At 60.5% G+C, this 22,382-nt stretch carries 18 protein-coding genes and 1 pseudogene; 14 read left to right on the top strand and 5 right to left on the bottom strand.

The annotated features are described in order from the left end of the window. The first annotated feature begins 320 nt into the window (after positions 1-320). The 7 genes from CCK88_RS15810 to CCK88_RS15780 all read left to right on the top strand — a co-directional run bounded on the left by CCK88_RS15810 (position 321) and on the right by CCK88_RS15780 (position 10,256). Positions 321-2,288, top strand: a complete 1,968-nt coding sequence (locus tag CCK88_RS15810; protein WP_086471534.1) for an AAA family ATPase — start codon at positions 321-323, stop codon at positions 2,286-2,288. After that, a complete protein-coding gene (locus tag CCK88_RS15805; protein ID WP_086471533.1) occupies positions 2,281-2,505 on the top strand; it encodes a hypothetical protein in 225 nt (74 codons plus the stop codon). The genes CCK88_RS15810 and CCK88_RS15805 overlap by 8 nt, the downstream gene beginning before the upstream one ends. Before the next feature lie 552 nt (positions 2,506-3,057). After that, positions 3,058-3,573 (top strand): PDDEXK family nuclease, encoded by a 516-nt coding sequence (locus tag CCK88_RS15800; RefSeq protein WP_140049020.1) that lies wholly within the window; start codon positions 3,058-3,060, stop codon positions 3,571-3,573. A gap of 87 nt (positions 3,574-3,660) precedes the next feature. Beyond that, complete coding sequence (locus CCK88_RS15795) at positions 3,661-6,054, top strand: DDE-type integrase/transposase/recombinase (RefSeq protein ID WP_086471531.1); 2,394 nt, start codon at positions 3,661-3,663, stop codon at positions 6,052-6,054. Next, a complete protein-coding gene (locus CCK88_RS15790; protein WP_086471530.1) occupies positions 6,051-7,079 on the top strand; it encodes an ATP-binding protein in 1,029 nt (342 codons plus the stop codon). Before CCK88_RS15795 ends, CCK88_RS15790 begins: the two co-directional genes overlap by 4 nt. Continuing rightward, positions 7,076-8,980, top strand: coding sequence for a TniQ family protein (locus CCK88_RS15785; RefSeq protein ID WP_086471529.1), 1,905 nt, complete (start codon positions 7,076-7,078; stop codon positions 8,978-8,980). The genes CCK88_RS15790 and CCK88_RS15785 overlap by 4 nt, the downstream gene beginning before the upstream one ends. Before the next feature lie 64 nt (positions 8,981-9,044). Further along, entirely contained in the window at positions 9,045-10,256 is a 1,212-nt protein-coding gene (locus CCK88_RS15780) for a hypothetical protein (RefSeq protein WP_086471528.1), read from the top strand. Between the two features lie 3 nt (positions 10,257-10,259). Here CCK88_RS15780 and CCK88_RS15775 read toward each other — a convergent pair whose 3' ends face one another. Continuing rightward, complete coding sequence (locus tag CCK88_RS15775) at positions 10,260-11,033, bottom strand: hypothetical protein (RefSeq protein WP_086471527.1); 774 nt, start codon at positions 11,031-11,033, stop codon at positions 10,260-10,262. A 248-nt stretch (positions 11,034-11,281) separates the two neighbouring features. On the opposite strand from CCK88_RS15775, the pseudogene CCK88_RS15770 reads away from it, so the two are divergent. The 3 genes and pseudogenes from CCK88_RS15770 to CCK88_RS15760 form a co-directional block, all read left to right on the top strand. Further along, positions 11,282-11,884, top strand: a pseudogene (locus CCK88_RS15770) (magnesium chelatase subunit ChlI family protein); the annotation flags it as partial. 10 nt (positions 11,885-11,894) lie between these two features. Continuing rightward, positions 11,895-12,347 (top strand): NUDIX domain-containing protein, encoded by a 453-nt coding sequence (locus CCK88_RS15765; RefSeq protein WP_086471525.1) that lies wholly within the window; start codon positions 11,895-11,897, stop codon positions 12,345-12,347. Between the two features lie 64 nt (positions 12,348-12,411). Then, entirely contained in the window at positions 12,412-13,059 is a 648-nt protein-coding gene (locus tag CCK88_RS15760) for a DUF1294 domain-containing protein (protein ID WP_140049019.1), read from the top strand. Between the two features lie 58 nt (positions 13,060-13,117). On the opposite strand, the gene aceA is transcribed toward CCK88_RS15760, so the two are convergent. Together aceA and CCK88_RS15750 are read right to left on the bottom strand one after the other, a co-directional pair. Beyond that, complete coding sequence (gene aceA, locus CCK88_RS15755; protein WP_086471523.1) at positions 13,118-14,413, bottom strand: isocitrate lyase; 1,296 nt, start codon at positions 14,411-14,413, stop codon at positions 13,118-13,120. A 175-nt stretch (positions 14,414-14,588) separates the two neighbouring features. Continuing rightward, on the bottom strand, positions 14,589-14,816 hold the full coding sequence (locus CCK88_RS15750; RefSeq protein ID WP_086471522.1) for a hypothetical protein: 228 nt from the start codon (positions 14,814-14,816) through the stop codon (positions 14,589-14,591). 141 nt (positions 14,817-14,957) lie between these two features. Between CCK88_RS15750 and CCK88_RS15745 the strand changes: the two genes are divergently transcribed. Continuing rightward, positions 14,958-16,364, top strand: a complete 1,407-nt coding sequence (locus CCK88_RS15745) for a helix-turn-helix domain-containing protein (protein ID WP_210189958.1) — start codon at positions 14,958-14,960, stop codon at positions 16,362-16,364. Here the strand turns inward: CCK88_RS15745 and CCK88_RS15740 are convergent. After that, positions 16,361-17,071: a helix-turn-helix transcriptional regulator gene (locus CCK88_RS15740; protein ID WP_086471520.1), complete on the bottom strand. Its 711-nt coding sequence runs from the start codon at positions 17,069-17,071 to the stop codon at positions 16,361-16,363. The two genes, CCK88_RS15745 and CCK88_RS15740, sit on opposite strands and share 4 nt — an antisense overlap. A gap of 136 nt (positions 17,072-17,207) precedes the next feature. Continuing rightward, complete coding sequence (locus CCK88_RS15735) at positions 17,208-18,218, bottom strand: aldose epimerase family protein (protein ID WP_244557562.1); 1,011 nt, start codon at positions 18,216-18,218, stop codon at positions 17,208-17,210. Between the two features lie 152 nt (positions 18,219-18,370). Here CCK88_RS15735 and CCK88_RS15730 point away from each other — a divergent pair, with 152 nt between their 5' ends. The 3 genes from CCK88_RS15730 (at position 18,371) to xylA (ending at position 22,256) form a co-directional block, all read left to right on the top strand. Next, entirely contained in the window at positions 18,371-19,399 is a 1,029-nt protein-coding gene (locus tag CCK88_RS15730; RefSeq protein WP_086471519.1) for a LacI family DNA-binding transcriptional regulator, read from the top strand. Positions 19,400-19,488: 89 nt separating this feature from the next. After that, positions 19,489-20,952, top strand: a complete 1,464-nt coding sequence (gene xylB, locus CCK88_RS15725) for a xylulokinase (protein WP_086471518.1) — start codon at positions 19,489-19,491, stop codon at positions 20,950-20,952. Next, positions 20,949-22,256: a xylose isomerase gene (gene xylA, locus CCK88_RS15720; RefSeq protein WP_086471517.1), complete on the top strand. Its 1,308-nt coding sequence runs from the start codon at positions 20,949-20,951 to the stop codon at positions 22,254-22,256. The genes xylB and xylA overlap by 4 nt, the downstream gene beginning before the upstream one ends. The last annotated feature ends 126 nt before the right edge of the window (positions 22,257-22,382 follow it).

The raw sequence follows: 22,382 nt of genomic DNA, 5'->3' as shown, positions 1-22,382 counted from the left end.
ATATCATATTCGCATGACCGCTGGTTGCGGCGAATGAATGAGGACCTTGACATCTCGATCAAACGTTCTCTATTCGTTCACTGATGTTGAGGATTTTCGCTATGGCGCATCAGGCGTTCATTGCTGACCTACCGACACGGAGCAGCTCTGCTGCAACCGACGTGTATCCTCGTCTCACCTTCTCTGCTTCGATATCCGGCTCGGTCATACGGCGCTTCTGAGCGCCCTCACGTAATCCCGAAATCTCGCCTTTGAGGCGATCAGAACCGGTTGAACGATCGGCGCTCAAACGCGCTTGTCCGCCGGCAGCAGAGACAACAATGGCAAATATTGAAAACGACGATAGCTGGGCAGACGTCATCATCGACGACAAAGGTCGCGTCAAGCCTCCCAAGCGGAAGCCGCTCGGCAAGGACCATCTTCTCGACGCCTCCGAGGCGCTGCCCAAACTGATGGTCGAGCAAGCTTTCACCAAGACCGAGTTGCGCGAAGTGATCAACCGGGAAGCGTTTGCTCTGGTTGTACAGATCCCGGGTGAAGACTGGGGCCCCTCACTCTGCCGCGAAATCAAAAACCTTGGTGAGTGGGACGAATATGCGCTCCGCTCCCTCCCGGCGCGTGGCCGTTCAGAAGACGCCAATCTTCGATTGCTCCAGGCGCTCTCGAGCGGCGGGCGGGTTTTTGGCATGAGTCACAATAATAGCTTTCTGCCAGATGCTTTACTCAACTGCGCCGATCATTCCATTTCGCTCAAGCCACCGTCCCCAGAACTGCTTGCCAAAGCCATCAAGGCCGTCACTGGTAAGCTCCCGATCGACGTCCCTCCCCGTCTCGGCGCCGGCCTGAGTTTTGAGGAGCTGACCTCCTGCATCCGTCGCGGCTCCACTGCGGCAGAATGCGTCGATCGCCTTCTCAAGACCGTCGAGCGTAAGCGTGGGGCACCGGATGACGATGTGCCGGCTCTTGCGGACCTCTATGGCTACGGCGACGCCATGACCTGGGCGCTGGACCTCGTCCATGACCTCGATTCCTGGCGCCGGGGAGAAGTGCCTTGGTCATCGCTCTCGGCAGCGGTGGTGCTGTCGAGCCTTCCTGGATTGGGCAAAACATCGATGATGCGGTCGCTCGCGAAAACGGCGGGCGTGCCACTGATTGCGACCTCTGTCGGTGCCTGGTTTGCTGAAGCCAGCGGTTACCTGGATGCTATTGTCAAACGCGTGGACGCCATTTTCGCTCAAGCCCGAGCGCAAGCGCCGTGCATCCTGTTCTTGGACGAGATCGACGCCCTGCCCTCGCGCTCTAACCTCGACTCCCGCAACGCCGACTACTGGAACGTGCTGATCGCGCGTATCCTGACGCTCCTCGATGGTGCCGTCGCCGGTCAGACCGAAGGCATTATCCTGGTTGGCGCTACCAACCATAGTTCTCGACTCGATCCTGCCCTATTACGTCCCGGCCGCTTCGGTAAAGTTATCACCATCGATCCTCCAAAGGAGCAGGACCTTGCCGGTATCCTCCGTCAGCACCTACGCCAGGATCTCTCAGGGCACGACTTGACGGGCGCAGCTCGCCTCGCGCTTGGTTCGAGCGGTGCCATGGTCGTCGACTACGTGAAAAATGCTCGACGGACCGCCCGACAGCAGAAGCGCTCGATGGAGATGCTCGACCTCGTTAATGCCATCGCCCCATCAGAACATCGCGATCCGGATCTGGTCGAACGGGTGGCCACTCACGAAGCCGGCCATGCAGTTCTTTCTCACGTTCTCGACTTGGGTGAAGTGTCGGTGATCAGCATCGTGCAGCGCGGCAACACCGGTGGATATATCCTCACAGAGTCCAATAGCTACTCTCCACGCCGTCAGGACATCGAGAAGATGGTGCTGAGAACGCTGGGTGGCCGTGCCGCCGAGGAGGTCATTCTCGGCGATCCAAGCATGGGCGCTGGCGGAACTGACGATAGCGACTTAGCCGTGGCGACGCGCCTTGTAGGTATGCTTCATGTCAGTGGAGGCCTTGGCGAGCGGTTCCTTTATCAAGGCGGTACCTCGGAAATGCTTCACGTGTTGGCAATTAACACACGTGTCGCAGCGGCCGTGGAAGCCGAGCTCCGTGAGCTCTACGCGCGCACCTTGGCTCTGGTCCGGGAACATGCCGACAAGATCGTCGCCGTTGCAGAGGAACTCATGGCACAGCGCCAGCTCAATGGCGCCCAGTTCTTGGAGGTTCTGGCGAGCGTCAAAGCGCCCCGGGTCTGGCCGGCAACCGCGGAGGGCTCACAGAATGGATGACCTTCTTATTCGCGTCCTGACACGCCTTGTCCGTGTGCATGACGAACTCGGCCAAGAGAGCTTTGAGCACGCAGCCAATCGCGCCCTCGTCTCGATCGCACGCTCCGTGCAACTCGATGCCGAGCGCCAGGCGCAGATGGGGCAGCCCAAGCTGGATGAAGGTGTGATCTTGTTCCCAACCGGCGGGAGCCGCCAGAACTTCATCCTGCCCCAGTAGGCTGAGTTTAAATTAAATCGCAGGGTCGCCGTTTACAGACGGCGATCGCTTCTCCCGTAAGGAGGCCTGATGAGCCAGATTCTCCTCATATCGCCTATCGGCGCGCGGCAGGACCGCGGTGCAGCAGTGCACGCCAATGGGCTACTTCACGTCCAGGCGTAGCGCCGGCTCAACACCCATCCATCCGCATCCTCTTGTCTGCCCAAGGTCATCGACCTATGGGCCGCCGTCGTCTCTGCGTCGCAGGGATCCGGCATTACCGGATGGAGAATTCGATGAGTTACTTCGACGATCATCTTTATTTCGAGGCGGAGGCTAACTTGCGCGCCGGCCTGCCCATGCTCTCGGAGAAGCGCATCCCGACCACCGGAGCGGAGCGCTCGATAGCCTGATGCTCGTGTGGCCCCGCGAGTTGACCGAGTCGTTACCTACGGTAACAGTGTCGCTGACCGTCAGATTCCCTCGCGGAAGAGAGGGTCACAGACCGGCTTCAAGCAGGATCCGTATCATCGGCGCAAGGTGGTGTTCGAGAGCAGTCTCGAGGCCAAGTGCATGATGGTGCTCATGGCGCATCCGGACGTGCATGAATTGCGTGAGCAACAAAAGCTGCCACAGTTTCGATTCGATGGCAGAATCGTCACGCACTTCATGGACATCTTGGTCACTTGGCGAAGTGGGAGACGCACGGCGTTTTCGGTCAAATACGAAGCTGACCAGTCGACCGAGTTCATCGCTCTTTTGCAGGCGGCGGCCGATCAGGTTGGCGATCATTTCGCTCATGACTACCGCACCTTGTCCGAGGCTGACATCAATCGGACACAAGTCTGGAATGCGGCACGGATTCTCTCTGCAGCCAAGGATCACGACTACGAAGCTCAGCAGGCGCTGATTGCATCGTTAAAGACTGGGCCACGACAAGTGCGAGTCGGAGATTGCGATGCGATGCTCGGTGACGGCGTGCGGGGAAGCCGGGCTGCGATGGCGCTCATCAAAACGGGTAAGCTTATCCTTCCCGAGGATCATCGGCTGAGCCGCGACGCCATTCTTCGCAATCTTTTCACCAATTGAACAAATGGGGACGGCTGAACCCATCCTCATTAATCTGTCGCACTCCAGCGTCGATCCAAGTTATCGACAAAGGTCGAGATCGAGAAATTGAGCGCTAATACTCCAAAGAAGAACGTCTTCGGGCGATACGATCGTATCCTTATCGGACCCGCTACGTATCGCTATGTCCGTAAGGACGAGAACGGCGATCATCAGTTGCAACTCGCGGTCGATGGGTTGCTGCAGCACAGCTATCGAAGGATTACAGACGCGCAGATCGCCGAGCAGCAGCGGCGCAAGAATTTTAAGGTAGAGCCGAAATATTTCGCCAAGGCCCTCGATGAGCTTCGGGCCCGAAATGACAGCTCAGACCTCCTGGCCCTTTCAGAAGATGATGCGCGAAGCGTTTTGTGGAAGTTGGAATGGTGCAGGTGCTTCCACGAAGCTCGAACTTCGCCAAGTTCCGGCTTCCGCCCGAACATTACGCCGAAAGACCTCAAGACCTTCATCGACACGTTTAAGGCCGAGATCAATCGCTGGTACCTGCGCCGCTTCTCCGAACCTCGTCCCGCTGGTCGGCCTGTCGTGGTCGGCTATGACGACAACGGCGAAGACGTCAAGGAACGCAAGCCCTTCGACCACCCAAGCCCAAGCACGTTACGGAACTGGCTGCGCCTTTATGAACGGGCCGGTGACCGTATGGCCGCGTTCGCCCCCCGGTATTATCGCTGCGGAAATCGCAAGCAGTTGGACACTGAGTACTCGCGCATCATCGACAAGTGCGTGCTCCACTATGCCGATCGCTCGCAGCCGACCCGCCGCGACATTCTCGACCTCGTCGAAATTGAGATTCACAAATTACGCAAGCGGCGGAAGGAGCCGCTGAAACTCGTCAGCCAAAGCACCGTCGACCGTCGCATTGCCAAACTCGAGCCGTTTTACGTCGAGATGGGGCGATACGGCAAAGATCGGACCATGCGCAAATACCTCATGGTAGGAAGAGGCGTCGAGGTCGACCTGCCCTTCGAGCGCGTGGAAATGGACGACTGGGAAGTCGACCTACAAACCTTGGCGGTTGACGCCGGCACATGGGAGAACATGAACGAACAGCAGCGCGCTGCGGTGAAGCGCGTGCGCTGCATCGTCACCGCAGCTATTGACGTCAAGACGCGCTGCATCGTCGGCATCAACGTATCGGAAACCGCCCCCTCTACGCCGGCTGCCAAGGCGGCCCTTCGCACCATCACTCAGGACAAGACAGCGCTCGCCAAATACGCGGGGGCGCAAGATCCGTGGGAGATGCATGGTCGCCCGGATGGCCTGTTTACCGATGGAGGTTCAGTCTTCATGGGTGAATTCAGGGATGCCGCGATGCACTGCGGCATCGAATTCACGCGACCTGATCCGGATCCTCGTCAACGCGGTCATATCGAGGCCTTCTTTCGATATCTTAGGCGCGTTTGTCGCTTTTTCACCGGTCAGACTTTTAGCAATTCGGTCGCGAAAGCCGACTATACTGCAGAGGAGTATGCCAGCCTAACAGTTGAGGAATTCCGTAAGGCCGTCATTAAGTTTATCGTCGATGTCTATCACAACAAACCTCATCGAGGACTTCGTCGCCTCACCCCACGAGCCGCATGGGAAAGAGATACGGCCGAATACTCACCAGCACAGGTGACCGATGCGCAGCGTCTTTACGCGTTCGGCTTTAGGCACCCCGATGTAAGCCTTGACAAGCAGGGCGTGCTTTATCTCGACATCTCCTACAGATCCGACCCCCTTAGTGAGTTGTTGAAGAAGCTCGGTTCGAGCGCCAAGGTCGACCTGGTGATTGACCCTGAGAATCTTGGACAAGTGTTTGTCCACGTGCCCCGGACCTATCAGAAGCACATGCGCGCATTCGCGCCTATCGAAATGCATGGGCAATTCCTTGAAGTGCCTGCCCACAATAGTCGCTTCAAAGGGAAAACGCTTGCAGAACACCTCCTACTCAATGAAGGCATCAACCAGTTCGTGCGCGAGCAAAATCGCAAGAAACAGACCATTCGCATCGAATCCAATGAATCACTCACCTTGAGTGGACGCCGGGCGGCAGTGCGCGCAGGAGTTCCCAGTCACTCGCTGACGGCCAAAGACTACGAAGTTGTCACTCCCCGCTATAGGCGCAAGGTACGGCAGTCTACCGGTGAAGACCCCATCGCCAAGGAATCTACACCAAGCGGTGAAGCAGGCTTTGGAAAGATCATCGGCGTCAGCAAGCGCACCAGGCCCAGACCGGAGCGCTCTGAACAGATGAGTTCTTCCGACGAACCACCTGATGCCGATGAACAGCAGCCGGCACCACCCGCTAAGACGAATCCCAAGCCCAAGGCCAGAAAGGTAAAGGGCGCACGCACTGCTCGGTCGACACAAAGAAAACCAGCCAGCTCGGTTCCGACGGCGCAGCAAAGCTCCTGGGTCCCGCGGCCCAGCAAGAGCATCAACCAGGGGGACGACGATTGAGCGATCAGGAGAATCAAGGTCAAGGCAATGAGCCGGAAGACGTTTTCGAAGTCATCCGCGGCCGCATGTCTCCAGAGCATAAGGTTGCCAGTGAGGCGCTGGATAAGCTCAATGCCGTGTATGTCGACACCGCTCGAGATAAGGTACTGGGCAACAGTTTCGATCGTTTTCTGAACTACGTAACCGCCAAGCAACGCTACGGGCGCCGTGGCAAGGGCAACGCATTCTTCGTCACCGGAGAGAGCGGTGCGGGCAAGACCGATATGGTAGAACGCCTTCTCATGGAGCACCCCTGGCTACAGCCCTTCAAGCACAACGGCAGAATAGTCAGACCGTGGGTTCGTGTGGCTCTGCAAGGACCGGCAACCCTGCGCTTCCTGGGCCAGGAGATCCTCGAGGCAATTGAGTACCCGATCAAGGCCACTGCCCGTCAGTCGGAGGTCTGGAACACTCTTCCCAAGCAATTGAAGAGCTCGATGGTGTTCCTGGTACATATCGACGAAACGCAGCATTTGATGACCAAGGGGGCCGATACTGAGGAGGTGTCGAGCGCCATCAAGGGTCTGATGAACTACGTGCCGTTTCCTGTGAGCTTCATTCTGTCCGGCAAGCCGCGGCTGAACGGTCTCATTGTGCACGACGACCAGACTGAGCGTAGAAACTTCAGTCTCGCACTTGATGCCGTGCACCCCGAAAATGACCGCGCTCTGATCGTCAAGATCATCACTAAGCACTGCGACGCCGTGGGCCTCAAGCACGACCTTTTCGTGAAGTCGGACATGCCTGAGCGCATTGCTCACGCTGCCAACCATCAGTTCGGTCGAATGTGCGAAGTCGTCATTTTAGGCATCCAAATCGCCGTGATGAAGGGCGACAAGGAACTCCTGCCGGATCATCTGGCGAAGGCATATCGCGATCATTCGAACACCCGTGGTCTCGACGACATGAACCCATTCCAAGCCGAGGATTTCGAAACGTTGCCGCGGGGATACTTCGTCACCGGCAAGGACGAGTATCCCGAATGAACACTCACTTCGTGCGGAGGCCGCTTCGCTACCATCATCGACTGCAAGCCCGAGAAACAGGACTTGGGTTCGCCTCGCGCCTGGCCGCGATGAACGGCCGCCATATGGTGGAGCTCCTCCAGCACATGGGTGTGAGGACGCTGGACGTGAACGATGGTGTCGAAGATGCCATCCGCGCGGTCGCAGCCCTTGGTGATGCGGATGCCAAGCAGCTGATCACGATGACTCCACGGCCTAGCGAAGGCGAACGCGAATATCACGTGGCTGGCGAAGTTCTTGGGCCGCTCGGCATTAATCGCACGTTCTTTCGCTACTGCCCGCATTGCGTGCTGGAGGACGTGCACCAGTTCGAGGGTCCATTGCACGCCAGGCCCTGGTTACGATTGGAATGGACCATCTCGCATTACAGGGCGTGTCATCTGCACCACACTGAACTCCTGGAGTGCAAGCCGGTGCGCCGGCATTCGCAACCTTACGACTTCTCCGAGGCCATGATGACGTTGCTGCCGAATATGGACAGACTGGCCACCACTGCCTTCGCATCAAAGCCATCCGGGTTCGACGAGTGGATCATCGCACGCATCGAAGGTGCTCGAGATCCTGATAACTGGCTGGATGCCCTGCCGCTCTATGTCGCCGCCCAGTGGTGCGAGGCGTTCGGCGTCTCGCTGCTTCACCCGGCCAAGGTGCAGACCTCCCGGCTGACCGAAGTTGAGTGGGCCGCGGCAGCCGAAGAAGGCTTCAGCATCTCCCGGCGGGGTGCCACTGCGATCGATGCGGCGCTTCAGCGTCTCACGCTGGCCGAAAAGCGCACACGCGGCATCGTCGGCCCCCGTGACACCTATGGCTATGGCTTCCACCTGCTGCAGAAGACCGTGACTGATCCGGCCTTCGAACCGATCCGGAAGATAGTGCGTGACCACGCCATGCAGGCGCTGCCGTGGAAGATTGGCACCGACATGCTGGGCGTCACGATCGAGGAGAACCAAGTTCTCACCGTTCAGACGGCATCGTTAGCCTCGGGTGTGGACCGCAAGACCATGCGCAATGTTCTCAAGCGAAATGGTCTTGCTCTGCAGGATATCGAGGACGGTTTGCGCGATCACCGTGTCGTCGTCTCGACCCGCGACATCGAAGGCACGGTACGCAAGCTGAAGGGAGCATTGACGGCACCCCAGACGATGGAACTGCTCGGCATCGATCGACGACAGCTCGATGCCATCGTCGAAGCCGGCGGCCTTGCAGATGCGTCCGGTGCGCCCCCGGACCATTGGGGCCAGGCGCGCTACGCGCCCGAGGACATCGAATTGATGCTGGTCCGGCTGATGGACGGGGCCGTCGAGGTCGAAGCGCCGACCAAGCGCCAAGTAGGTATCCCCCGCGCGCGGCACGTTTCGCTCGCCAGCAATACCGAGATCATGCGCTTCATTTTCGAGAGGCGGCTGACTTGGAAGGGCCGACTCGCCGGCCAGACCGGCTTCCACGCCCTGCTTCTCGATGTCGACGAATGCATCGAACTCATCCGCGCCAGCGCACCGCCAATGGATGGACTCTTGTTCATCGAGCTCGAGCGCGAAATCATCGGCTTCAACAAGAACGCCGTGCCGCACCTGGTGCGCCTCAAGAAGCTCGACAAGGATGAGGAATACAGCCCCTCTGCGCGCCGCCTTGTGCCAGTGATCACTCGAGCGAGCGTCGATGAGTTCCGGCGCAAGTACGTCACTGCCGGCGAGCTCTGCCAGGTCCATGGTCTGCACCACAAGCAGGTCAGGTCTATCCTCGACAGCGTTGGCATTAAGGAAGAGTTCGATGCCAAGACGGTCAAGGTGACGTTCTACGACCGGCAGAAGGTCGAGGCGGCGGCTACCAAGCGGCGGGACTTCTGGGTGTACCGGAAGTAATCCAGCCAACTCGCTCGACGCCTCAAACTTCAGCTTGGAATGCTCGCGGAAACGCTGGACGCTAATGCGTCAGGCATCCATCGAGGTTCGATTCGTGGGCTCATTTGAGATTTATGCAGACGCGGTTCCCTTCCGTGACACTGAGCTCAACTGGCAAGGCTGGTGCGAGATCCTGTTCTCCAGCGACGACTTCCATGTTCTAAGTGGAGACCTGGCCCATTCAGTAGTCGTCGATGAGATCGGCGGAGGCGACAGCGAGCTCACCTACCAATACCTTCATGCATCTGCAGACCTGGTTCGCAGAAGGCTACATCTCCAAGGGTACACTGCAGATCGTTGCCGCACGCTATGGGAGCGAGCAGCGTCTGACTACGCCGAACTTCGCAAGAGGGTCGAGCTAAAGCTTGACCAGCAAGCTTACGCCGACTCCGCTGTGCCGATACAGTTTGAGGAATGGGTTTCTCAGCGGGCAGCAGGGCAACCGTCGGATCGCAATGACATTGAGCCGATAGATCCAATGGCGGCTCTGGCCCTGCATATTGACATATTTCACCCGACATCGATCTGGACAGATTTGACCGAACTGGACATCGGAGCATCGTTTGATAAGTCCCTGCCCCTGGACGTCAATCTTTCCAGCGACTTTGACCACAGCGATTATGTCGAGCCGATTGTAAGGGTCCTCATCCTCACCGAAGGCAAGACAGACACTCGCATCCTCTCTGCCGCCCTTCAACAGTTCTACCCTGAGTTCCGAGACGTCTATCAGTTCATGGATTTCGAAGGCTTCAAGGTTGAGGGCAGCGCCTCTGCGCTCACGCGGATGGTCAAGTCATTCGCCGGGGCCAGATTCCGAGAGCACACGATAGCTCTATTCGATAATGACGTGGCTGGTCATATCGAGAAGGCTCATTTGGACAGCATAGAACTGCCGGCCAACATCAAGGCCATGACGATGCCAGATTTGGACTTCGCCCGTTCTTACCCTACGCTCGGGCCAGAAGGGTCAAGAACGATGGACGTGAATCGTTCCGCGTGTGCCATCGAGATGTTTCTGGGAGAGGCATTGCAGCAGCCTGGCGGTGAATTCGTGCCGGTGCGCTGGACTGCCTGGAAAAGAGAAATGGGTCTCTACCAAGGTGAGGTCGACGCGAAAGATTTGGTCACATCGAGATTCCTTGACGCGGTAGCTGCAGAGCCTAATCCTCAGGAACTCAGGCGACGGTTTCCGGAGATGGACAAGCTTCTAAATGCAATTTTTGAGGCATTTAACTGACAGCTACCTGCTCTTGCGCTTCTTGGGCGCGGAAGTGGATGGCATCCGAGGCGTCAGTCTTGCCGTCCTCGGCCAGACTGGTTCAGCGTCGTTCGACGCGCAGCGGAAATCCGAGATCGCATAAGTACCAAGGTCGGGAGCGCAAGCGTTACGGATCGACTGGCGTTTCTCATCGTTCCACCGCTCAGGACGAGCACGGACGGACTTCGCGCCTTCAGCATGAAGTTCATGGAAGAGCGGGCGTACTTCTTTTGGAGCATTTTTCGCCAGGGGCGACACCCAACGCGTGTCCCAGCACACCATGGTCGTCGTGTGCCTCTTGTCGGCTAAGCAGTAGTGATAGTGAATGCCCTGGAACAAGTGACGGTCCAAGAAGCTGTCATCGTCTACGGTGATGAAAGCGAAAGCTCTCAGCGTTACGGGCGTACGAATTGGCATTAGCCTGACTGGCACGGCATAGCCACGCAGGATCTTGCGTGGCCTCATCACCTGATATTCGGCGTCCAGCGCCCAATCGCCGGCATGGTAGCGCTCAGCGATCTCGTCATCGATGGACGGGTCCGTCGCTAAACCGTCCAACTGATCCAACAGTCTGGAGAGGGTGCGATCGGGTGGTCTCTCGATATCGCTGGGCATGTCGTTATCGATGCTGGCCCATTCTCCGGACTCAATGACGCGCCAGACTCTTTCTAGGCTGGAACGCCTCAACTGGCGAATGCGGCTTCGGATCTCGGCAACAAGCCGGTCCAACTGGTCCGCCCCTTGGTCGCTCGTCATTGATTGTCCCTGCGGCAGACAGTTTCCACAGGCGAACACTACCGCCCTGCGGATGCTGGGCAAGTGTTATCGACGATGATATGTTCTTGTTGCCTTCAGAAAGCGTTAGCCCTAACGCAATCTTTCAGGGGCAGAACTTTGCGCTTCCCAGAGGTAGAACTTTGGTATGGCGAAAAATGCCTTCAAAATTCTATAGCGAAATCAATGAGTTTCGGGTAGGCAGATGCAGAACTTTGCGAGGTTCAGCACCCAGCGTGCTCGACAGTCTGCGCCAGCCGCTCGAGAGCGGGGAAACCGTCATCGCCCGGGCAAATGCCAGGGTTGCCTATCCTAGCCGGTTTCAGCTTGTCGCCGCCATGAACCCTTGCAAGTGCGGCATGGCCGGCACGCCGGGGCATATCTGCAAGCGGGGCGCGGCCTGCGCCAGCGATTATCAGGCCCGGGTATCGGGACCCTTCCTCGATCGCATCGACATCCGCATAGACGTGCCTGCTGTCTCGGCTGTGGACATGATTGCCCCCGCCGCGCCGGCCGAGAGTTCGGCAGATGTCGCCCGGCGCGTGGCCATGGCGCGGGAGCGTCAGGCCCAGCGCTATGCCGATGCCGATCAGCCCCACATCATCACCAATGCTGCCGCACCATCGGCGCTGATCGAGCAAGTTGTCGCCCCGGACCGGGAAAGCCAGACCTTGCTTATGCAGGCGGCAGAACGCTTCAATCTTTCCGCGCGCGCCTACCATCGCGTGCTCAAAGTTGCGCAGACCCTTGCCGATCTCGCGGGCGCCGATAAAGTCGCTCGACCCCACATTGCCGAAGCCTTGAGCTATCGCCTCAACTTCGGCGCCGGTTGATCGGACCCCCATGAAGCATCGTATCTCAGCTGGTGTCCTCGCTCTCCGTGACAGCGAGATTCTCCTGGTCCGCCATTTTCGAGCCGGCCGACATGATTTCTGGGCCGGCCCCGGCGGGGGCGTGGAGGGCAGCGAAGAACTCCACATGGCGGCCGAACGCGAAGCCTTCGAGGAAACTGGGATTACGGTCCGCACAAGCGCCATGGCCTATATCGATGAACTGGTCGACGACTGGGGCCGCATCGTCAAGTTCTGGTTTGTTGCCGAGTACGTATCGGGTGAGATCGACACCAATGCCAACCCGGCCGAAGGGGAGTCCATCGCCGAGGCGGGCTGGTTTGCGCAACATGCCCTGCCCAGCGGCCATGTGTTTCCCGAAGTCCTTCGCGACCGCTTCTGGTCCGACCTGGAAACGGGCTTTCCCGCGCCTCTGAAACTGCCGCTGCGGCAATCCATCTTCTGAACGGATTTGTTAGCCAGCCCGTTACCAATGCGCCGCTAGACTGCCTTTGCAACAGGGGGCGTTCGTGCCGCAGCAGGGTCGTCTGGTGGATTGGAATGACGAGCGCGGTTTCGGCTTCATCCGAACCGATGAGGGCGAACGTGTCTTTCTCCACATTTCCGCACTCCGCGGTTCGGGGCGGCGGCCTTCCCAGGGCGACGAAATCCGTTTCGTTCCCGGATTCTCCTCCGATGGGCGTCTTGAAGCCAAATCCGTCAAGATCCTCGGCGCCGCTGCAGGCAAACCAGCGCCCCATGTTGCCGCCCCTCGCAGGACCTTTCCCGAGTGGCGCGTTTTCGCTTCCCTCGTCATAATGGCGCTGATCGCCGCCGGCATCTTCCTCGAACGCATGCCCCAACACGTGGCGTGGATTTACGGCGTCATGGGCGTCGTCGCATTTGTCGCCTATGGCTCAGACAAGCGTTATGCGACCTTCGGTCAGTGGCGGACGCCTGAAGTCACATTGCTTGGCTTGGACCTCTTTTTCGGCTTAGTCGGCGGACTGCTGGCCCAGGCCATTTTCCGTCACAAGACGCGCAAGCCACGTTATGTCATGGCGACCATGCTGATCGTCACTGCCCATCTCGGCTGGCTCACGGCCTTTACCGTCGGCGCTTTGGATATTGACGTCGCTCTGGGCGCGCTCACCACCGGCCTGGTCTCCATCCGCTAGCCTGTGGATAAGTGTTTCACGTGAATCGTGGGGCGGCATGGCCACTCCACGCGTCCGCTTAGTGGAACTGGGCCGTCTCGGTGGACTCCGCCATCGCGGTGGTGGCGCTCCGGCCTTCGCTGATGGTCATCGACACGGCATCGAAATAGCCGGTGCCCACTTCGCGCTGGTGGCGCACGGCAGAAAATCCATGCGCCTCTGCCGCAAATTCGGCCTGCTGCAGTTTGGAATAGCCCGCCATGCCGTCTGCCTTGTAGCTGCGCGCCAAATCGAAGGTCGTGAGGCTGAGATTGTGAAATCCGGCGAGGGTGATGAACTGGTATTTGTAGCCCATTGCCCCCAATTCCCCCTGGAATTTGGACATTTCGGCCTCCCCCATATGCTTGGCCCAGTTGAAACTGGGTGAGCAGTTATAGGCCAGCATCTGATCGGGAAACTCCCGGCGGATCGCCTCGGCGAAACGGCGTGCCTCATCAAGATCCGGCGTCGAGGTTTCGCACCAGATGAGATCCGCGTAAGGGGCGTAGGCCAGACCCCTTGCGATGGCGCAGTCCAGTCCGCCCTTGAGCCGATAGAACCCTTCGGCCGTACGCTCGCCCGTGACGAACGGCTTGTCGTAGTCGTCGATGTCGGACGTGATCAGTCGTGCAGCCTCGGCATCGGTGCGCGCCATGATCAGCGTCGGGACGCCCATGACGTCAGCGGCCAGCCGTGCCGCGTTGAGCGTGCGCACGAATTGACTGGTGGGCACGAGAACCTTGCCACCCAGGTGGCCGCATTTCTTCTCCGAGGCCAGCTGGTCCTCGAAATGAACGGCCGCAGCACCAGCCTCGATCATGGCCTTCATCAACTCGAAGACATTGAGCGCGCCGCCAAAACCGGCTTCCGCGTCGGCGATGATGGGCACGAAGAAGTCGAGGTCCGTCGTTGCAGCGCCGTCGAGCCTCTCCATCGTCTGGATCTGGTCCGCGCGCTGAAGAGCCTTGTTGATACGCTTGACCACCGCAGGAACGCTGTCCACAGGGTAAAGCGACTGGTCCGGATACATGTTGCCGGACGAATTGGCGTCGGCCGCCACCTGCCAGCCCGAGAGATAGATGGCCTTGAGGCCTGCTTTGACCTGCTGCACCGCCTGATTGCCGGTAAACGTGCCCAGCGTCGGCACAAATGCCTCCGTTTGCAACAGCTGCCAGAGCTTCTGTGCGCCATTTTCCGCCAGTGAATGGCGGATCGGCAGCGAGCCTGCCAGCCGGCGCACATCGGCCGGCGAATAGGTGCGTGCAATGCCGCGCCACCGGTCCGGTGCATAGTCGGGGGCCGGAAAAATCTCGGTCTGCGTGGGTTTGTCGAGCATGTCGTTCTCCTCATTTGGACATGGCGCTGCCGATCCGCTGAAGCGGTCGGTAAAATTGATTCACGTGGAACTTCAGAACGGCGGCTTGCCGCAAAATTGGTCCAGTGGACCAATTTAGCGATGAAAACCCGAGGCTGGGCCGGCTTTCCGCCAGCGGGATGGGCCCCGGGCGGCTTTACACCGCTACGGTTCTGCAAAAAGTCGCGGCGATCATGCCTGCGCCGGAAAACAGCTCCTGCCCTTCCTCGCCGCTCACCAGCGTGAACTGATGTCGGCCGATCCGGCCGGCGATGGCATAACCCTGCTCGCCGAGGCCTCGCACCTTGAACTGCGCCATGGCCTCATTCGCGGTCGGTGCGATGATGGTGATGTACTCGTCGCGCTGGTTCGTCGTCGGTGACATTCTATTTCTCCTCGCTATGCTGTAAATATTTGACAAGAACGTTCGACATGCAAGAAATAGCGAAGAAACCGGCGGTAAAGCTGTCAATGCTCTGTCAATCAGACCGGGGCAATGTGTAAATTCCTGTAAATTGGAGGGGTGATGCTGGGGACTGAAAGTCAGGTCGGCGGGCGGATCAAACGTCTGAGGCGCCAGCGGCACCTCAGTCAGGCCGATCTCGCACAGGCGCTGGGTATCTCTGCCAGCTACCTCAACCTCATCGAGCACAATCGCCGCAAGGTGACGGTGCCGCTGCTTTTTTCCATCACTGGCTATTTCGGCGTCGAGCCCGGCGAGCTGGTTGATGGCGACGAGGGACGGCTCGCCGGCGATCTCATGGAGGCCTTCGGCGACGACATCTTTGCCGATAGCGATCTCACCAATCTCGAGATTCGCGACCTGGCCCAGTCCAATCCCGCGGCGGCACGCGCGGTGCTCAGGCTTTATGATCGCTATCGCGGCCTCGCCACCGGCCAAGCCTCCGCGAGTGTCCCGTCATCGGGCGAACCCTTCCACCTCGCCACCGATGCGATTTCTGATTTCCTGCAGGAAAACGCCAATCATTTTCCCGCGGTTGAGAATGCCGCCGAACGGATACGCGCCGACATCGACATCTCCGGCGACAGTTTCGATACCGGTCTTCGCACCTATCTTTTCAATGTCCTGGGGCTCGAAGTCGTCCTGTCCTCCCTTCCCCACGGCATCGCGCGCCAGCTCGACACTGCACGTCGACAGCTGCTGGTGTCTGACCTGCTGCCGGCCGAGAGCGCGAATTTCCTTCTCGCACAGCAGGTTGGTCAGCTGGTGGCGGAGAACGAGATCGCCCAAATCATAGCCGCGTCCGGCTTGCCGGAGGGTGACGCCCCTGCCCTCGCCCGCAACGTGCTCTCGGCTTATTTCGCGGCCGCCCTGATCATGCCCTATGCGCCATTCCTGAGGGCCTGCCGCGATTATCGCTATGACATCGAGCGGCTGGGCCGGCGTTTTGGCGCCAGTTTCGAACAGGTCTGCCATCGCATGACCACGCTGCAGCGCAAGGGAGCATCCGGCATTCCGCTGCACCTGGTACGCACCGACATCGCGGGCAATATTTCCAAGCGCTTCTCGCTCTCGGGCATCCACATCCCGCGTCATTCCGGCGCCTGTCCCCGCTGGAATATCTATGCGGCATTCCTCGCGCCCGAGCGGATCAATGTTCAGGTCAGCCAAATGCCCGATGGACAACGGTTTTTCTGCATCGCGCGAACCATCACCAAGGGCGATTACCGCTACAACGCGCCCCGGCGCTACCTTTCGGTAGGGCTTGGCTGCGACATTCATCACGCGCGGGAGATGATCTATTCCGACGGCATGGACCTTGCGACCGACCAGCAGGTCGTGCCGATCGGGGTCGGGTGCCGGATCTGCCCGCGGCTCGAATGCGGGCAGCGCGCCCATCCACCCGCCGATCACCGCTTCCGTCTCGACGACGCGGTCAGGCCGGAAAGCTTATACGCCAGAATGCGTTAGTCCGGCTGTTCCGCTTCATGGCGACGGTCGTGCTTCCAACTTTCGCGCCATTCGCGTTCCAGCGTCGCTCGGCGCTTGCCATAGCGCTCTTCGGTGACGGTGAGACACACGATGCGGTCGGTGCGGAAGTTGCGGAAGCTCTGGCGCAGCAGGCACCAGGCCGCAATGGTTTGTTTTCCCTCATAAAATGCCAGCCCAACCGGCCAGATTGTGCGGCTCGTGGGACGTCCCTGCTCGTCGGCATAGTCGATGCGGACGGCCTTCTCCTGGCGCATGGCGAGGCGGATGTCGCCAAGCACGGGAATGGGTTTGCGCTGGCCCCAGATGGCGACCGGCCAGAGCGCGGTATCGCTGATCCGGTCGCGCAGATCTTCGGGCGAGGCGGTGGCGATCTTGGCCAGCGCATTGCGGGCCGCGGCGCCCAAACCATCGTCCGGTTGCGTCTCCACCCAGCGCGCGCCGAGCACCAGGGCTTCCAGCTCTTCCGGGCTAAACATAAGTGGCGGAAGGAAAAATCCTGGTTTCAGCATATAGCCGATCCCCGCTTCGCCATCGATCGGTGCGCCGAGACCGATAAGCGTCTGGATGTCGCGGTAAAGCGTGCGGACCGAAACGCCCTGTTCCTCCGCCAAGGCGGCTGCAGTGATTGGCCGGCGGTGGCGCCGCAGGGCGTCCATGATGGAAAACAGGCGTTCCGTCTTGTCCATAAGGGCCTCTCCAACGCTGCCTCCGTTTTAGCACGAAAGCAGTTTTTCGTCGTCACATGTCGAACTTTGTCAGGAGATCATGCGTCTCGATTAGCGTCTGCCGGCAATCGGCTAGCACATTGCTAACGTTTTGGGGTCACGCGATCTCGAACTCGCACCAATGGCTGTAGGGACGATCGGGCGTGGTGATCACGCTAGGGAAATGCGGGTTGTGGACCGCATCGGCCAGGCTCTGATCTTCAAGGCAGAAGCCCGCATGTTTGCCGTAGCTCTTGCCCCCCAGACCTGGCGCCGCCACATCGGTCCAGACGCCGTTATAGACCTGCAGGCCCGGACGATCGCTCCAGAGCTTGAGGGTCAGGTCGCGATCGGGCGAGGTGACGGTGGCGATCGGATCGGAATGCTTGCGCCCGGTGTCGAGAACGAGGCCGATGTCGTAGTCGACCGGCTTGCCCTGCGCATCGCGCATCACGCGCGGCTGACGCAGGTCGTAGATCGTGCCCTTCGAGGGCAGGATGGCTCCGCTCGGACAAAGATCGGGGCCGAGCTCGGTATAGGCCGACGAATTGACCTGAATCTCATGATCGAGAACGGTGTCGGTCGTGCCGAGGTTGAAATACTGGTGCTGGACAAGGCTGATCGGCGTCGCGCGGTCGGTGGTGGCGCTTAGCTCGAGCCGCAGGCGGTTGCCGGTTAGCGTGTAGGTGGCGGCAAAATTCACATTGCCCGGATAGCCCATGGCGCCGTCGGGCGAGAAATGGGTGAAGCGCACGGCGTTGTTGGCGCTGTCGGCCTGACCCTGCCAGACCTGGCGACCGAGGCCCTCCGGCCCGCCGTGAAGCTGCAGCGTGCCTTCATTGGCGGGCAAGGTGTAGGTGACGCCATCGAGCGTGAAACTGGCATCCTTGATGCGATTGGCAACGCGCCCGGCCAGCGAGCCGAAATGCGGGCTGTGTTCGGGATAGGCGTCGAACTGGTCGAACCCCAACACCACCGAGCGCTCCCCGCCGGCCACCGGCACGCGCCAGTCCCGCACGACCACACCATAGCCGATGATGTCGACGCTGACGCCGCTGTCGCTGACGAGGCGAAACTGGTCGACGCGCTGTCCGTTGAATTCGCCGAAGCTCGAGACCGTGATTGCCACTGTACTATTCCCCAACCCTGTTGCGCGCGGAGCTTTAGCCCTTTTTGGCCGCCTCCCGCAACGTCACACTTGACCTTTGATCGGCCGCTAGGGAGTGTGAACGCCAGCCGATACCGGGCGCTTCGAGGGGACTGGGTTTGACGGAAGAAACGATGCGGCGCCGGGCAACGGTTCACGACGTGGCGCGTGCGGCGGGCGTGTCGCTGGCCACCGTGGACCGCGTGCTCAACGGGCGTCCCGGCGTACGGGCGGCAACCGCCCAGAAGGTTGCCGACGCCATCGCCGAACTCGGTTTCTCTCGTGATCTCAATGCCTCGCTGATGGCCCGCGCCCGCGATCTCAGCGTGGTGTTCTTCATTCCCGACGGCTCCAACGAATTCATGGACAGCCTGGCCGACGCGGTGACACGGCGAACCATGCCCGCACTGGGCGATCGCATGCATCTTTCGGTGCAGCGGATCCGGGCGCTCGATACTGCTGCGCTGGCCAGCGGTCTCAATGCGCTCGATCCCCGCCAGTGCGACTGCGCCGTCATCGTTTCGAGCGACGAGGCAGAGGTGCTCATGGCCATCGAGGCGGCGCACCGGCGCGGCATCGCGGTCATGACGCTGGTGTCCGACCTGCCGCAATCGGCCCGACGCCACTTCATCGGCATCGACAATGTTGCCGCCGGCCGCACCGCCGCGTCGCTGATCGGCCGTTTCCTGCCGCAAGGCGGCAAGGTCGGCGTGATCGCCGGCTCGCTGCACCTGCGCGACCACGCCGAGCGGCTCGATGGCTTCCGCACTGGGCTGGCAGCGGAATTCCCGGCCCTGACCATTATCGGACCCGTGGAAGGTCATGACGAGCGTAAGGAGACAGCGGCCCTCACCGCCCGGCTATTGACGGATCATCCCGATATCGGGGGCCTCTACAATCTCGGCGCCGGCAATGCCGGCCTGGTCGAGGCATTGGAGGCTTCCGGCCGGGGCGGCAGCATTCGCGTCATCGCCCATGAATTGACTTCACCGACGCGCAAAGGGCTGCGGAGTGGAGCGATCGACGTGGTGCTGGACCAGAATCCGGACGGAGAAATTCGCGAGGCGATATCGGCCGTCCGGGGCCTGGCCCTGGGGACGGCGCGCAGCGTCGTCACCGACCCCATTGAAATTGGCATTTTCCTGCGCGACAATCTGCGCTAAGAGGCGCCCATTCCAAAAGCGGCGCGGCCCTAAGGGGCCAAGGGAGGACCAGGAATGTTTTATGCGACCCCGTCTGAGGTACGTGCCTCATGACCTTCCTCGGCATTGATATCGGCACTTCGGGCGTCAAGGCGCTGCTGATCGACGAGAACGGCAAGGCCATCGGCGAGGCATCCGCGCCCGCCGTGGAGCCGGTGCGCCCGCAGCCGGGCTGGTCCGAGCAGAACCCTGCCGACTGGTGGACCGCAACGCTTGGCGCGATTGATGCGCTCAAGCTCTCGCATGCCAAGGCTCTCGCCGCGGTCAGGGGTATCGGTCTTTCCGGACACATGCACGGCGCAACGCTTCTGGGCGAGAACGACGATGTGCTCCGTCCCTGCATTCTCTGGAATGATGGCCGCTCCGCGGCCGAATGCGCCGAAATGGAAGCTGCGCTTCCCAGCCTGCGGCAGCTCGCCGGCAATATCGCCATGCCCGGCTTCACGGCGCCGAAAGTCGCCTGGGTGCGCAGGCACGAGCCGGACATCTACGCACGGATCCGCAAGGTCCTGCTGCCCAAGGCCTATGTCCGCCTGCTGCTGACCGGCGAACATGTCGAGGACATGTCCGACGCATCGGGTACGCTCTGGCTCGACGTCGCCACCCGCGACTGGTCCGACCAGCTGCTCGGCGTCACCGGGCTGACAAGGGACCACATGCCGCGCCTCGTCGAGGGCTCGGCGGTCTCGGCCCAGCTCAAGCCAGAATTTGTCGCGCGCTGGGGCATGAGCGGCCCGGTTGCCGTTGCCGGGGGCGCAGGTGACAATGCGGCCGCAGCCTGCGGTATTGGCGCGATCCGGCCCGGCGAAGGCTTCGTCTCGCTTGGTACCTCGGGTGTGCTCTTTGTTTCCAACGAGACGTTCAGCCCCAACACCGAGGGCGCAGTGCATGCCTTCTGCCATGCCATCCCCGATACCTGGCACCAGATGGGCGTGATCCTTTCGGCAACCGATTCGCTCAACTGGCTTTCGCGCATCACCGGCAAGAAGCAGGCCGAGCTTTCGGGCGAAGCTGAAAGGCAGTTCAAGGGTCCGGGCGAAGCGATCTTCCTGCCTTATCTTTCAGGCGAGCGCACCCCGCACAACAACGCGGCGGCCCGCGGCTCTTTCACCGGCCTCAGCCAGTCCACCGACACCGCCCAGATGGCCCAGGCCGTGATGGAAGGCGTCACCTTTGCCATGCGCGATTGCCAGCGCGTCCTGGCCGATGCCGGCACCAGCATCAATCGCCTCCTGGCGGTTGGGGGCGGCTCCAAATCGGCGCTGTGGCTCAAAATGCTCGCCACCAATCTCGACATGGAAATCGCCCTCCCCGAGGACGGCGATTTCGGCGGCGCGCTCGGCGCGGCCCGGCTCGGTCTCTGTGCCGCCACCGGCGCGAACCCTGCGGATGTCATGTCCATGCCGCCCATCAAGACCACCATCGCGCCCGACACCAAGCTGTCGGCCGCCTATACCGATCAATATGCGCACTATCGTGCGCTCTACCCCGCCATCGAGGAGGCACGTTCGTGACTGATTTTTTCAAGGGCCTTTCCCAGGTCAAGTTTGAAGGCCCGGAAAGCCGCAACGCGCTGGCCTATCGCCACTACAACAAGGACGAAATGGTCGCCGGCAAGCGCATGGAAGACCATATCCGCCCAGCCATCGCCTATTGGCACACCCTGGCCCAGGAAGGCGGCGACCCGTTCGGCGGCCGCACCTTCGATCGCCCCTGGTTCGACAAGGGAATTGAAGGCGCCAAGCTCAAGGCCGACGTCGCGTTCGAATTCTTCAACCTGATCGACGTGCCCTTCTTCGCCTTCCACGACGTCGACGTGTCGCCCGAAGGCGCAACGCTCGCCGAGAGCAACAAGAACCTGCGCGTCATCGGCGACATCATTGCCGGCAAGATGCAGGAGACCGGCAAGAAGCTGCTCTGGGGCACGGCCAACCTCTTCTCCAACCGCCGCTACATGGCGGGCGCCGCCACCAATCCCGATCCGGAAGTCTTCGCCTATGCAGCCGGCCAGGTGAAGGCCGTGCTCGAGCTGACCAATGAACTGGGCGGCGAGAACTATGTGCTCTGGGGTGGTCGCGAAGGCTACGAAACCCTGCTCAACACCAAGATCGGCCAGGAACAGGACCAGATGGCCCGCTTCCTGCACCTCGTCATCGAGCACGCCGAAAAGATCGGCTTCAAGGGCCAGATCCTGATCGAACCCAAGCCGCAGGAACCGAGCAAGCACCAGTACGATTTCGACGTCGCCACGGTCTATGGCTTCTTGCAGAAGTACGGCCTCGAAAAGAAGGTGAAGTGCAATATCGAGGTCGGCCATGCCTTCCTCGCCGGTCACTCCTTCGAGCACGAACTGGCGGTCGCCTCCTCGCTCGGCATGCTCGGCTCGGTCGATGCCAACCGCAACGACCTGCAGTCGGGCTGGGATACCGACCACTTCCCCAACAATGCCGGGGAAATGGCGCTGGCCTTCTACTACATCCTCAAGCAGGGCGGCCTGGGCCAGGGTGGCTTCAACTTCGACGCCAAGGTCCGTCGCCAGTCGCTCGACCCGGCAGACCTGCTGCACGGCCACATCCTGGGCCTCGACACGCTGGCGCGTGGGCTCAAGGGCGCTGCCGCGCTGATCGCCGACGGCGAATTCGACAAGCTGCTCGATGACCGCTATGCGGGCTGGGACAATGGCCTGGGCAAGGACATCCTCGGCGGCAAGCTAAGCCTCGCCGATATCGCTGCCCGCGTCGACAAGGACGGCATCAATCCCCAGCCGCGGTCCGGTCGCCAGGAATACCTGGAAAACCTGGTCAACCGTTTCGTTTAAGTTCGAAACCCCTACCCCTCTCCCCCTGTGGGAGAGGGTGCCCGAAGGGCGGGTGAGGGGGTCTTTCCACCATCGCAGACCCCTCATCCGGCGCTGCGCGCCACCTTCTCCCACAAGGGGAGAAGG

The sequence above is a fragment of the Devosia lucknowensis genome (genome assembly GCF_900177655.1).
In the GTDB taxonomy this organism is placed as follows: domain Bacteria; phylum Pseudomonadota; class Alphaproteobacteria; order Rhizobiales; family Devosiaceae; genus Devosia; species Devosia lucknowensis.
This window is presented reverse-complemented; position numbering and strand designations above follow the sequence as displayed.

Excerpts from the sequence above, each read along its gene's own strand:
- aceA (WP_086471523.1), bottom strand. The coding sequence starts at position 14,413 with ATGCTCGACAAACCCACGCAGACCGAGATTTTTCCGGCCCCCGACTAT.
- CCK88_RS15740 (WP_086471520.1), bottom strand. The coding sequence starts at position 17,071 with ATGGACAAGACGGAACGCCTGTTTTCCATCATGGACGCCCTGCGGCGC.
- CCK88_RS15765 (WP_086471525.1), top strand. The coding sequence starts at position 11,895 with ATGAAGCATCGTATCTCAGCTGGTGTCCTCGCTCTCCGTGACAGCGAG.
- CCK88_RS15745 (WP_210189958.1), top strand. The coding sequence starts at position 14,958 with ATGCTGGGGACTGAAAGTCAGGTCGGCGGGCGGATCAAACGTCTGAGG.
- CCK88_RS15750 (WP_086471522.1), bottom strand. The coding sequence starts at position 14,816 with ATGTCACCGACGACGAACCAGCGCGACGAGTACATCACCATCATCGCA.
- CCK88_RS15800 (WP_140049020.1), top strand. The coding sequence starts at position 3,058 with ATGATGGTGCTCATGGCGCATCCGGACGTGCATGAATTGCGTGAGCAA.
- CCK88_RS15805 (WP_086471533.1), top strand. The coding sequence starts at position 2,281 with ATGGATGACCTTCTTATTCGCGTCCTGACACGCCTTGTCCGTGTGCAT.
- xylB (WP_086471518.1), top strand. The coding sequence starts at position 19,489 with ATGACCTTCCTCGGCATTGATATCGGCACTTCGGGCGTCAAGGCGCTG.
- CCK88_RS15810 (WP_086471534.1), top strand. The coding sequence starts at position 321 with ATGGCAAATATTGAAAACGACGATAGCTGGGCAGACGTCATCATCGAC.
- CCK88_RS15785 (WP_086471529.1), top strand. The coding sequence starts at position 7,076 with ATGAACACTCACTTCGTGCGGAGGCCGCTTCGCTACCATCATCGACTG.
- CCK88_RS15775 (WP_086471527.1), bottom strand. The coding sequence starts at position 11,033 with ATGACGAGCGACCAAGGGGCGGACCAGTTGGACCGGCTTGTTGCCGAG.
- CCK88_RS15730 (WP_086471519.1), top strand. The coding sequence starts at position 18,371 with ATGCGGCGCCGGGCAACGGTTCACGACGTGGCGCGTGCGGCGGGCGTG.
- CCK88_RS15780 (WP_086471528.1), top strand. The coding sequence starts at position 9,045 with ATGCGTCAGGCATCCATCGAGGTTCGATTCGTGGGCTCATTTGAGATT.